The sequence below is a fragment of the Actinoplanes sp. NPDC024001 genome, assembly GCF_040638955.1.
Lineage (GTDB): Bacteria > Actinomycetota > Actinomycetes > Mycobacteriales > Micromonosporaceae > Actinoplanes.
The window spans coordinates 1-12849 of sequence record NZ_JBEZZB010000230.1; the positions used below are offsets into that span (position 1 = coordinate 1).

Sequence of the window (12849 nt, forward strand, 5' to 3'; positions counted from 1 at the left end):
CTGCTCGCTGAGGCTGTCCCGGTCGACCGCGGCGGCCACCGCGATGGCGGCCGCCGCCAGCAGCAGCGCGGCCACGCCGGCCAGCAGGCCGAACCGGACGACCGCGGCCGGGCCCTGGTCGCCGAGTTGCGCGGCTCGCTGGCTGACCGTCTCGTCGGAGATGACGTCCAGCCCGGCCGCGGCCAGGTCGTCCACGATGCCGGGCCGGGCGTCGGCGGCCAGCCAGACCTGGAAATCAGCCGGTGGGTCGGCCTCGGCGGCCAGCCGCCGGGTCGCCTCCAGATCGACCAGTACGCCCATCCGCCCGAGCACCGGCAGCACCGTGGTCCCGTCGACCGGCCGGACCGGGATCGCCCCGCCGCCGAAGGTGAACAGCGACGGGTCGTCGAGCCGCCACGACTCGGGGTCCAGGCCGGCCGGCGCGATCGGCAGCGGCAGCGCGGTGTCGATCGCCCACGCCCCGACCGGCGTCTGCGGCAGCGCGGTGGCGTTGCGGTCACCGCCGAGCCGCAGCTCGCCGTCGCCGGCGGAGACGTCCACGGCCGCGCCGCCGTTGGCCGCGCGCCAGCGCGCGATGTCGCCCAGCTGCTCGCCGGTCAGGATCGGCGCGGCCGGGTCCACCTGGTCGAGCCCGCGTACGGCAGCCGTCGTCCCGAAGGCCGGCGCCCCGGACCGCAGCTCGTCCAGCGGACGGCTCAGTTCCCAGCGCACGATCCGGCAGCCGGGCGCGACCGTGCATCCGCGGACCGTGGCGGTGACGGTCCGCTCGCCCGGCGGCAGCACGCCGAACCGCGCGATCACCGGCGCCCCGGTCGCCTCGTGCAGCAGGTAGAGGTGGAGAGTCGCGATCCCGTCGCCGGCCTTGTTCACCCGGGCGGCCAGCCGCTCGCCGGTGACCAGCGGGAAGCCACCCGCGTCCGCGTCTCCCGCGGCCAGGACCGGCTCCTGGCCGGTGACCGCCGCGTAGCGGGCGCTGTCCACCGCCAGCACCGGCGGCGAGCCCGCGGAGTCCACCGCGACAGCCATCGCCTCGCGCCCGCCCGGGTCGACGGTGCGCACCGCGTGCATCAGGGCGGTCCGGTTCGAGACCTGCACGGTGAGGACCCGCGGCGCGCCCAGCTCGACCGTGCTGCGCTGCTCGCGGGCGACCCGCTCCCCGTTCCAGGCGCCGGCCGCCGTGACGAAGAGCGCGACCGCCACCACGATCAGGGCGAACACCCGGTCGGTCCCGGGTTGCCGGGCCACCCGCACGGCGGTGAGGCCGAACCGCAGCCGGCCGGCCCGCAGCCCGGCGCCGCCGGCCCGGCTCGCGGCGCGGCTCACCGTCCGGGCCAGCAGCAGCCCGACGGCCAGCGCGAACAGGCCGGGCGCGGCCATCGCCAGCCCGCTGTCCGGGCCACCGGTGCGGGCCTGGTAGATCGCCGCCACGGCGACCGCGATCAGGGCCAGGTCGGCGAGCCCGGCCAGCCAGTCGGCGCGGTTGCCGGTGGCGCGCTGCAGCAGCTGGAGCACCGGCAGCCGCAGCACCGCGACCTCCACGGCGGCCAGCACCAGCAGGCCGCCGACCAGCACGGCCGCCACCGCCGCGCCGGAGAGCAGCAGCGCCTCCTGCCGGGCCGCCGCCCCGGTCACCGGGCCGGCCAGCCATCGGGCGAGCAGGAAGCCGATCGGGGCGCCGGCCAGGGCGCCGAGCAGCAGCGGCAGCAGGTGCTGGCCCCAGAGCAGCCGCAGCGTACGCAACCGCCCCACCCCGCGGAGTTTGAGCAGCGCCACGTCCGGCCGCCGGTCCCGCCCGGTGTAGCGGCCGGCCATCCCGATCGCGAACCAGGTCAGGATCAGCGTCTGCACGGCGGCCAGGGTGACGCCGTCGATGATCGTCGCCCGGTCCCGGGCCAGGGTGTCGAGCAGCGGCCCGGCGCCGCTGACCATGCGCAGCCGGTCGCCGGTGAACTGCTGGTCGGCCCGGCGCAGGGTGACGGCCAGGTCGAAGCCGCCGTCGCCGCGGATCAGCCCGGCCGGCAGCGACGCGTCGTACGCCAGTGTCGGCGTCCGGAGCAGGTTGTGGGTGAACGACCCGGCCGGGGTGAAGACCGGGTCGAGCCCGGAGTCGGCCCGGAACAGGTCGTTGCTCCAGTACAGCCCGTCCGGTTCGAGCATCGTGTAGAGCGCGACGACCCGCAGGTTGACCGGCTCACTGCCCACCGTGGAGCGCAGCACCAGCGGATCGCCGCGGCCGATCCCGAGCCGCTGGGCCGACTCCTGGCTGATTGCGGCGTCACCGGCGGCGGCCGGGCAGGGGCCGTCGAGGCGCACGTTCGCGCAGAACCGCTCCCGGTACGCGGCCACCATGACCAGGTCGGCGGCGCCGCTGTGCACGGTCAGCGGTTCGGCCGCACCGTACACCGGATCGTCGAGAACGATCGGCAGCCGCTCGCGTACGGTCCGGGTGAAGGCCTCGAAGGCGCCGGGCAGGTCGCCGCCGGTGTCGGCGCCCTGCCGGATGGAGATCGCGCGCTGCGCGGCGGAGACCGAGGCCAGGTCGGTGGCGGTCGCGCGCTCGATCGAGGCCACCGCGAACCAGGGACCGGCGGCCGCGACCGCGGTCGCCACCGCGGTCAGCGCCAGAATCGTCAGGACCTGCGCGGTTCGTGCTCGCACCGCGCCGAGAACGAGCGCAAGCATCCACCCTCCCCGATTTCTGGGGAGGTTACAGCCAGCCGCGGTGTTTCAGATACCCGTAGAGACCGATCGCGGACGTAACAATGAGGACACTGCTCGCCACGAATCCGGCCGGGCTGTCGTATCCGGGATACGGCAGGTTCTGCCCGAAGAATCCGGTGAGCGCGGTCGGCACCGCGATGATCGCGGCCCAGGCAGCGAGCTTGCGGGTGACCTGGTTGAGCACGTTGCCCTGCTCGGTCGAGTCGGCGTCGAGCAGCTCGGTGATCCGGGTGCGGGCGTGCTCGGTGAGTTCCATGGCCCGCTGCGCGTGATCCGCGACGTCCCGGTAGTAGGGCCGCAGGCCGTCGTCGACCGGCTCGATCCCGGCCCTGCCGACCCGGTCGACGAGGTCGGTCATCGGGGCGACCACCCGGTGCAGGTTGGCCAGCGACTTGCGCAACGCGAAGCTGCGCAGGCGCACGGCCCGCGGTGCGCCGCCCTCCTCCAGCATCTGGTCCTCGACGGTGTCCATCGCCTCGTCGATCTCCCGCGCGGTCGCGTACTGGGTGTCCACGACGACGTCGAGCAGGCCGTACACCAGGAAGTTCACCCCGCCGAGCGCGGCCAGTGCGGGATCGGCGTCCCAGCGCGCCAACAGCTTCTCCAGATGACCGGGAGCCTTGTGTACGGTGATCAGCGCCCGTTTCGTCACGAATGCGCTGATCTCGATCTTGCGCAGCCCCGGGTTCTCGGCACCGTGGAACTCGACCGCGTAGAGGTTGACGAACAGGTGGTCGGCGTACCGGTCGAGTTTGGGCCGTTGATGATCGTGCACGGCGTCCTCGACGGCGAGCGGGTGCAGCCCGAACCCGGCCGCGACGGCCTCCAGGTCGGGCAGTTCCGGATCGTCGAAGTCGAGCCAGGCCACCGCTTCCGGGTGGTCGCGGAGCCGGTCCGCGATCTCCTCGGCGGAGAAGTCCTCCGCGATCACCCGCCCCCGCTCGTAGAGCCGGGCCCGAACCGGAGTTGAAGGTGCGCTCACCGCCCCACAGTAGGATGAGCCGTGACCTGGATCGATCATCTGCTGACCACGTTCTACACGGCCAAGTGGCAGGTGACCGCCGACCAGGCGATCTACTGGCGCGAGATCGTGGGCAACGCGTTCGGGCTCGGCTCGGCGCTGTTCGGGTTGCGCCGCAACGCCTGGGCCTGGCCGGTCGGGATCGTCGGCAACGTGCTGCTGTTCACCGTCTTCCTCGGCCAGGCAGTCGGCAACGACCAGGGCACCCCGCTCTACGGTCAGGCCGCCCGCCAGGTGTTCTTCCTGGTCACCAGCGTCTACGGCTGGTGGGCCTGGCAGCGCAACCGCCGCCGCGACCACGGCACCGCGGTGGTGCCGCACTGGGCGAGCCACCGGCAGCGCATGATCTTCATCCCCCTGGCACTGGCCTCGGTGGGCGTCTGCTTCGTGGTGTTCCGCGAGATCGGCGCCGGTTTCCCGGTCCCGTGGTGGTACTACCTCGCCGACTCCTGGATCTTCGTCGGCTCGATGCTGGCGACGTATGCCATGGCCCGCGGCTGGGTGGAGTTCTGGCTGTGCTGGATCGCGGTGGACCTGGTCGGCGTCCCCGAGTTGCTGCACTTCGGCTACTACCCGTCGGCGATCCTCTACGGGGTCTACGCCGCCTTCGTGATCTGGGGTTTCGTGGTCTGGCTGCGGATCTCCCGGGTGGAGGCGCCGCGGCCGGTGGCGGAGCCGGCCGCGGCGTAGCCCGCTCAGACCGCTTCGAGGACCTTGGGCTCGGCGGCCGGCGCCGGCTGCCGTCCGCGCCGCAGCATGGCGAGGCTGACCGGGATCCCGGCGGCCACCAGTGCCGCCGCGACGACCAGCGAGAACTGGTAACCCTCCAGGAAGCGGTGCATCTCGGTGCCGGTCGCGGCGTTCGCCCGGTTGGTCAGGATCGCGCCGAGGACCGTCACGCCGAGCAGGCCGAACACCTCACGGGAGACGTTCAGCATCCCGGAGGCGATGCCGGCCCGCTGCGGCGGCAGCGCGTCGACGACCACGGTGTTCAGCGGGATCAGCAGGCCGCCGCCGACGCCGTACAGCAGGAACCAGGGCAGCAGGTCGCCGTAGGTGGTGCCATCGCCGTACTGTGCGATGCCGGCGATCGCGGCGGCCATCACGGCCAGACCGAATCCGGTCACCCGGGCCACCCCGAAGCGCAGCTCCAGCCGCGGCGCCAGCACCGCGCCGACCGCGGTGATGATCGCCATCGGGATGAACGCGGCGCCCGCGCCGGTCGGCGAGAAACCGAGCACGTTCTGCAGGTAGATGGCCATGTAGAAGTAGATGCCGAAGACGCCGAACGCCCACAGGCCCATCGCCAGCAGCCCGCCGGTGAACATCCGCGAGCGGAAGAACTTCAGGTCCACCATGGAGTCCGGGTTGCGGCTCTGCAGGATCCCGAACGCCACGGCCGCGCCCGCGGCCACCCCGAAGGACCCGAGGATCAGCGGCGAGGTCCAGCCCTCCGCGTCACCCTCGATCAACGCGTACGTGAGCGCGAACAGCGACAGCGAGGACGCGGCGAGCCCGGCCGGGTCGAGGCGCCGCAACGCACGGGTCAGGCCGGCCGTCCGGTCCACCGCCCCGTGCCCGGACGGCACGCTGACCAGCGTCAGTGCCAGCGTCGCCACCCCGATCGGCAGATTGATCAGGAAGATCCAGCCCCAGGAGACGTGCTCGCTGAGCACCCCGCCGGTGAACGGGCCGACCGCCAGCGCGAGCGCGCCCACCCCACCCCAGACGCCGATGGCCGTGCCACGTTCCTTCGGGTCCGGGAAGAGCTCCTGCAACAGCGCCAGTGAGGCGGGCGCGAGCAGGGCCGCGCCGACGCCCTGCACGGCGCGCGCACCGATCAGCAGCCCCTGACTGTCGGCCAGGCCGGCCGCGACCGAGGCGACCGTGAAGACCACCAGGCCGGACAGGAACGCGAGCCGGGTGCCGAGCACGTCCGCGACGCGGCCACCGGCCAGCAGCAGGCCGGCGAAGACCAGGATGTACGCGCTGGTGATCCATTCGAGCCCGGCGATGCTGAGGCCGAGATCCCGCTGGATCGACGGCAACGCCACGTTGACCACGTTGTTGTCGAGATACGTCATGAAGGTGCCGAGCGCCACCGCGACGAGCGCCCACCACCGCCGGTTCTTTCCCACTTGATCTCCCCCTGTACGGCGTACTTGTACAACGTACATGTACTCCGTACATGAGACCTGTACGTTGTATGGTTGTCAAGTGACGGAGGAACGGCTCACCAAGGCGACGGTGGCTGAGTGCGCGCTGCGGCTCGCCGACGAGGAGGGCCTCGAGGCGGTCACCATCCGCCGGCTCGCCAAGGAGCGCAGGGTCACCCCCATGGCGCTGTACTGGCATTTCAAGAACAAGGACGAGCTGCTCCTCGGCATGGTCGATCACGCGCTGTCCGGCGTGCGGGCCGCCCCGGGCAGCGGCGACCCGTGGCAGAAACGGCTCCGCGTCGTGTTCGAGACAGTGGTCGACGTCATGCGGGCCCACCCGTCGCTGCCGGACCTGCTGCACTCGGTCGACAAGACGCAGACCGAGAGCTTCACCCGCGCGACGAACGACACGCTGGCCCTGCTCACCGACGCCGGGTTCACCCTCGACGAGGGCTACTGGGTCGCGGGCTACCTGTTGAACGCGGCCATGGGCCTGGTGGCCGGACAGCCGGACTGCCCGGCCTCGATCCCGCCCGAGCAGGCCGGGGAGTGGCGCCGCCAGCGCCGGATCCAATTGGAGTCACTGCCGTCCGACCGCTATCCGAAGATGGTCGAGCTCGCCGCTTCGTACCGGCAGGAGCTGGATCTGGACCACTACTACGCCTTCTCGGTGGACCTGGTCATCGCGGGCGTCGAGGCGATGGCGGCCGCCCGGCAGCGGTAACCCATCGCCACCCTTCACTCGATGCGGATCGCCATCCCGGCGGTCCGCATTTTCTTTCATGAATCTTGCTGGCTCTTCCAGAAGATGAAAGAACTTGCTAGCGTCCGCCGTATGTGAACGCGGGATTACCGACCCGCTACGCGCACGCATCCCCGGCACCACAGCGTCCACGAGATCCGCGCCGTCCCCCTCAGCCCGACGGAGGCTCAGCCGTGTCCCGATTCCTTCGCAGGGTGCTTGGCGCGCTCTGCGCCGTACCCCTGCTCCTGATGGCCCCGCCGCCGGCCGCGCAAGCGGCCAACCAGGTCTCCCTCTACTACCGGCCGTCGTCCGCATGGACGACGGTGAACGTCCACTACGCACCGGCCGGTGGATCCTGGACGGCCGTGCCGGGCGTCGCGATGGCCGCCGACAGCTGCGCCGGCTGGTTCCGCAAGGACATCGACCTCGGCGCCGCGACCGGCATGCAGGTCGTCTTCAACAACGGCTCCGGCGCCTGGGACAACAACGGCGGCGCGAACTACCGGATCGGCACCGGGACGGTCACCGTCTCCGGCGGCACGGTCAGCACCACCGCGCCGTGCGGCACCAACGCCGGCAACACCGCGACCGTCTACTACAAGACCGGATGGGCCGGCACCTACCTGCACTACGCGCCCACCGGAGGCTCCTGGACGACCGCGCCCGGCGTGGTCATGAACGAGGAGGCCTGCGCCGGCTGGGCTCGCAAGACTGTCAACCTGGGCAGCGCCACCAGCTGGGCGGCGACCTTCAACAACGGCTCGGGTACGTGGGACAACAACGCCGGCCGCAACTACGCCCTGGGCACGGGCGTGGTCACCCTGAACGCGGGCGTGGTCACCAGCACCTCGCCGTGCACCTCTCCTTCTCCTTCTCCTTCTCCTTCGCCCACTCCCACGCCTTCGCCCACCTCGACCACGCCTGCCACCAGGGGTGAGATGCTCGGCGGGGACCCGCGCAAGGACAGCATCTACTTCGTCCTCACCGCCCGCTTCAACGACGGCGACACCGCCAACAACCGGGGCGGCAACCAGCACGCCAAGTCGGGCAACGAGGCCAACGGCGACCCGATGTTCCGCGGCGACTTCAAGGGCCTGGTCGACAAGCTCGACTACATCAAGGCGCTGGGCTTCTCCGCCGTCTGGATCACGCCGGTGGTGATGAACCGGTCCGACTACGACTACCACGGCTACCACGGCTGGGACTTCTACGAGGTGGACCCGCGGCTGGAGTCGGACGGGGCGTCGTACCAGGAGCTGATCGACGCGGCGCACGCCAAGGGGCTGAAGATCTACCAGGACGTGGTCTTCAACCACACCTCCCGCTGGGGTGCCGACGGCCTGTTCACCCCCACCGTCCACGGGGTCCGGGACAACCAGTGGAGCTGGTACTACAGCGAGAAGGTGGCCGGCAAGAAGTACGACCCGATGGAGCAGCCGACCTACAACGGTGATCTGTGGAGCAGCACCGCGCCGGCCGGCAACACCTGCCCGAACTTCGGCCGGCCGACCGGGGGCAAGAGCGCCGAGGGTTACACGGTCTACCACTGCCAGTGGCCGTCGCCGACCGCCAAGATGTTCCCGGCGGATCTCTTCCACCAGTGCTGGATCGGCAACTGGGAGGGTGAGGACGCCCGCTCCTGCTGGCTGCACGAGGATCTCGCCGACCTGAACACCGAGAACAAGACCGTGCAGGACTACCTGCTCGGCGCCTACAAGAAATACATCGACATGGGCGTGGACGGCTTCCGGATCGACACCGCGGTGCACATCCCGCGGGTCACCTGGAACCGCAAGCTCCTGCCGGCGCTGCAAGCACACCTCACCGCGAAGTACGGCGCCGCCAAGGCCAAGGACTTCTACATCTTCGGCGAGGTCGCCGCGTTCGTGAACGACAAGTGGAACCGGGGGTCGGTCAACCACTCCGCCCAGTTCTTCACCTGGAAGGAACGCAAGACTTACTCCGCCGACGACACCGCCGCGGCGATCGAGCAGTTCGACTACGAGAACACCATGGGTACGGGCAATCAGCCGACCAGCAGCAACGCGTTCCTGTCGGGCAACAGTTACCACGCACCGGACCACAGTCAGTTCTCCGGCATGAACATCATCGACATGCGGATGCACATGAACTTCGGTGACGCGTCCAACGCCTTCCACAACGGCAAGGACTCCGACGACTCGGTGAACGACGCCACGTACAACGTCGTCTACGTCGACTCGCACGACTACGGGCCGAACAAGTCGTCGGTGCGCTACGCCGAGGGCACCGACGCGTGGGCCGAGAACATGTCGCTGATGTGGACGTTCCGCGGCATCCCGACGCTGTACTACGGCTCGGAGATCGAGTTCAAGGCGGGCCAGAAGATCGACTGTGGGCCGAGCTGCCCGCTGGAGACGACCGGGCGGGCCTACTACGGCAGTCACCTGGCCGGCAACGTCACCGCCAGCGACTTCGGGGTGGTCGGCTCGGCCAGCGGAACGGTCGCGACCACGCTGTCCAAGCCGTTGGTCAAGCACCTGCAGCGGCTCAACCAGATCCGGCGGGCGGTCCCGGCGCTGCAGATGGGCCAGTACTCGACCGAGGGCGTCAGCGGGAACATGGCGTACAAGCGCCGCTACACCGCCGGCGGCGTGGACAGCTTCGCGCTGGTCACGGTCTCCGGTGGGGCGAGCTTCACCGGCATCCCGAACGGCACCTATGTCGACGCGGTCACCGGGGACACCAGGACGGTCACCAACGGCTCGCTCACGGTCAGCCTGAACGCCAAGGGGAACCTGCGGGTCTATGTGCTGTCCCAGGCCGGCAGCCCGGCGCCCGGCAAGGTCGGCGCCGACACCACCTATCTGAAGTAGCGAGGGTTTCTGTCGTACCTCTGGTCTAGCGTCGCGGCATGCTCGACATCGAGGTACGCAGCCGGGTCACCGGCACGGGCGGCGATCTGCCGCCCGTGCTGGTGCGGCTGGCCGAGGACCGCACCACCGCACGGGAGCTGATCCGGCGCGCGGTCGAGGAGCAGATCCGCTCCACGCCGGCCACCACCGCCCGGATGTTCCTGTCCGACGAGGAGCTTCGAGCCCAGGCCGCCACCGGCGCCATCCGGGTGCCACGGCCGGCGCCGGCTCCGCCGGACGTGGCCGGCGAGGTCGAGCGCGCCCAGCAGGCCTTCGCCCGCGGCACCTTCGTGATCTTCTGCGGTGGCCGGCAGGTCACCGGCCTCGACGAGGAGGTCACCGTCCGGCTCGGTGAGCCGGTCGTCTTCCTGCGGCTCGTCGCGCTGGCAGGTGGCTGATGCTCCCCGATCAGTATGCGGAGGAGATCCGCGCCACCCGGCAGGCGTTGTGGGAGCTGGTCGAGCAGGCCCGCCACTCCGGGAAAGCCGGTGACCGGACGGCGCTGCGGTCCACCGCGGCGGAGATCCGGCACCGGATCGACCGGGGCGACAACCTGACGATCGGCAACCTGGCTTTCCACCTCGACGACATCGTCACCGAGCTCGACACCGTCTATGACGCCGCCTTCCCGCCCGGCCGGCCCGACGACCTCACCGCGCTGCTCGACGCTCCGTGGCCCTCCGCGCGCCGTCGCGCGATGCTGGCCGATTTCCTCGGCCGCGACGTGCGGCACCACCTTCTGCTCGACGAGGTGGCTCAGACGACCACCGACCCCGTGCTGCTGCGGCTGCTCATCCTCTCCCCTCTCGGCAGGCTGCGCCGGGAGAGCGTGGTCCGGGTGCTGGACGCCCTGCACCACGCCGGCCGGCTGGACGCGAGCGTGGTCGAGCGGGCGATCACCGACGATCGATACCTGGGCCGTGCCCTCACCAGATCACCCGGCACCGACGCGGTGCGCGACCACGTGGACGCGCTGCTCTGGCGGCTCGTCTCCGCACCCGATCCGGTCGACTGGGACGAGTTGCCCATGGCGCCGGGCCCGCGCGGCCTGCGGTTCGTGCGGCTGGCACTGAGCTGGACCGGTGATCCCCGCATCGCCGATCACCTCGGTGCCGCCGAGCTGACCGTCCCCGAGCGGGCCGCTCTGCTCGACCTGATGCGCGACCGCTCGACCGACGAGCAGCGCCGGGTGTGGGACTGGCGCACCCGGGCCGGCGACGCCGAGGTGCTGCTCCCTCTCTTCGGCCTGGAGCGGGCCGCCCCGCTGATGCGCCTGATCCGGGCCATGCCCGACGGGCACGAGGCGTTCCGTCAGGACCGGGCCGCCCTGCTCGCCGCCCTCGAGCACGCCGGCCCCGACACCGCCCGGCGCCTGCTGCGGCTGATGCCGAGCGAGCTGGTCTCCGCGGCCCTCGGCGACAACCGTGCCGCGGTGCTGAAACGGCTGAAAAGCAACGCGCTGCAGGGCATCGCCGCGTTCGGGATGCTGCCGTTGGCGCCCGGCGAGACGGTCCTCGACCGCTATCTGGCCCTCCGCGACTCCGCGAAGAAAGGCGCCCGGCTGGGGCCCAACCGCCGGCACAGCCACGCCGCCGCGATCGACGTCGCCCTCGACCATCTGGCGCAGGTGGCCGGCGTCGCCGACGCGAGCCGCCTCGAGTGGGACTGCGAGGTGCGCCTGGCGACCGAGACCACCACCGAGGCTGACGCCGGGGAATACCGCCTGGCGCTCCGCTTCGACGGCGCCGACCCGGTGCTGACCGTCAGCCGGGCGGGCAAGCAGCTCAAGTCGGTGCCGGCCGCGGTCCGCGCCGATCCCGCCTTCGTGATGGTGCGCGAGCATCAGGAGCGGCTGCGAGACCAGGCCCGCCGCATGTGCACCGGGCTGGTGGAGAGACTGGTCGCCACCGCCGGCACCCTGACGCCCGACGAACTGACCCGCCTGCGCTCACTGCCCGCCGGCGCGGCGATGCTGCCGGCCCTGCTCTGGCGCGACACCGCCGGCACGATCGGCCTGCTCGACGACGTCGACACCTCCGGCCCGCTGACCGCGGTCCATCCCGTCGAGCTGCTGGAGCGGCAGTCCCTTGCCGCCTGGCAGGAGGAGATCGTGCGCCGCCGCCTCCGGCAGCCGGTCAAGCAGGTCTTCCGCGAACTCTATGTACCGACCCCGGCCGAGCGCGACGCGGTCGACGTGTCGCAGCGCTTCGCCGGCCAGGTCGTCGACGGCAAGGTGGCCGGCCAGCTGCTCTCCGCACGCGGCTGGTCCACCCACGACCAATACGCCGACTTCCAGGCCACCCGCCCCGCCGGCATCGCCCCCACTTCCCACCTGACCGGCTCAGCAGTCACTGCTCCCTCAGCTGGCGCAGCGATCACGGCGAACCCGGTGGGCTCAGCAATAACGGCTCCCCCAGCGGGCTCAGCGATCACGGCGCAGCCGGCGGGCACAGCGATCACAGTCGGCTTGCGCTGCGACTTCCACGGCTATTTCGGCCTGGGCAACGTCCTGATCGGCGAGGTCCGCTTCCTGTCCGCCGGCACCTCGCTGCCTCTCGCCGACGTGCCCCCAGCGGTCTTCTCCGAGGTGATGCGCGACCTCGACCTCGTCGTCTCGGTCGCCGGCACCTCCTCCGGCACCTACGTCTCCCCCGCGCAGGCGACCTCCCGAGCCCAGCTCCTGGCCGCGCTGATCACCGACCTCGGCCTGACCCGAGTCACCGTCGAGGGCACCACCGCTCTGATCCGCGGCAGCCGCGCCACCTACCGGGTGCACCTGACCAGCGGCAGCATCCACGTCGAGCCAGGCGGCTACCTCTGCATCGTCCCGGCCCGCTTCGGCGCCACCCCACACCGCCGCCTGTTCCTACCGTTCGCCGACGACGACCGGATGACCAGCGTGATCCTGAGCAAGGTGCTGCTGCTCGCCAACGACGAGTCCATCACGGACCCTTCAATCCTGTCCCAGCTGTCCACCCTGACCTAGCCACCTTCCGCGGCCAGGGCCGCTGCCTCCAGGCCCGCGGCCAAGACAGGCGGCGTCGTAACCATGGCTCCGACCGCGAGGACGAGCGCTGCCGAACTCCAGCCGCCAAGCCCCGACCACAAAGCTAGGGCCTCCGAGCCTCGAGCTCTGGGCTTCGGCCTCGACCTCTGGGCTTCGAACTTCGAGCACCAGGCACCGAGCCCCGGGGGCCGGGAGCCGGGGCCGAAGGCCGAAGGCCGGGAGCTGGGAGCCGGGGCCGAAGGCCGGGGCCGGAGGCCGGGAGCTGGGGCCGAAGGCCGGGGCCGGAGGCCGGGAGCTGGGGC

General features: G+C 71.3%; 8 protein-coding genes. 5 read left to right on the forward strand and 3 right to left on the reverse strand.

All coding sequences use genetic code 11. From position 1 onward, the window contains the following. On the reverse strand, nucleotides 1-2682 hold a 2682-nt coding region (locus AB0F81_RS46845; RefSeq protein ID WP_360210131.1), incomplete at its 3' end, for an FtsX-like permease family protein. Between the two features lie 25 nt (nucleotides 2683-2707). Continuing rightward, on the reverse strand, nucleotides 2708-3703 hold the full coding sequence (locus AB0F81_RS46850) for a magnesium transporter CorA family protein (RefSeq protein WP_360210133.1): 996 nt from the start codon (nucleotides 3701-3703) through the stop codon (nucleotides 2708-2710). Nucleotides 3704-3724: 21 nt separating this feature from the next. Here AB0F81_RS46850 and AB0F81_RS46855 point away from each other — a divergent pair, with 21 nt between their 5' ends. Beyond that, complete coding sequence (locus tag AB0F81_RS46855) at nucleotides 3725-4432, forward strand: nicotinamide mononucleotide transporter family protein (RefSeq protein ID WP_360210135.1); 708 nt, start codon at nucleotides 3725-3727, stop codon at nucleotides 4430-4432. Nucleotides 4433-4437: 5 nt separating this feature from the next. Here AB0F81_RS46855 and AB0F81_RS46860 read toward each other — a convergent pair whose 3' ends face one another. After that, entirely contained in the window at nucleotides 4438-5880 is a 1443-nt protein-coding gene (locus AB0F81_RS46860; RefSeq protein ID WP_360210137.1) for a DHA2 family efflux MFS transporter permease subunit, read from the reverse strand. A gap of 79 nt (nucleotides 5881-5959) precedes the next feature. On the opposite strand from AB0F81_RS46860, the gene AB0F81_RS46865 reads away from it, so the two are divergent. From AB0F81_RS46865 to AB0F81_RS46880, 4 genes are all read left to right on the forward strand, one after another. Continuing rightward, nucleotides 5960-6625: a TetR family transcriptional regulator gene (locus AB0F81_RS46865; RefSeq protein WP_360210139.1), complete on the forward strand. Its 666-nt coding sequence runs from the start codon at nucleotides 5960-5962 to the stop codon at nucleotides 6623-6625. Between the two features lie 212 nt (nucleotides 6626-6837). After that, complete coding sequence (locus AB0F81_RS46870; protein WP_360210141.1) at nucleotides 6838-9501, forward strand: carbohydrate binding domain-containing protein; 2664 nt, start codon at nucleotides 6838-6840, stop codon at nucleotides 9499-9501. 38 nt (nucleotides 9502-9539) lie between these two features. Continuing rightward, a complete protein-coding gene (locus AB0F81_RS46875; RefSeq protein WP_360210143.1) occupies nucleotides 9540-9938 on the forward strand; it encodes a hypothetical protein in 399 nt (132 codons plus the stop codon). After that, nucleotides 9938-12526 carry a DUF4132 domain-containing protein gene (locus tag AB0F81_RS46880; protein ID WP_360210145.1) on the forward strand — a complete coding sequence of 863 codons (2589 nt, stop codon included), beginning with the start codon at nucleotides 9938-9940 and terminating at the stop codon, nucleotides 12524-12526. Before AB0F81_RS46875 ends, AB0F81_RS46880 begins: the two co-directional genes overlap by 1 nt. Nucleotides 12527-12849 lie beyond the last annotated feature (323 nt).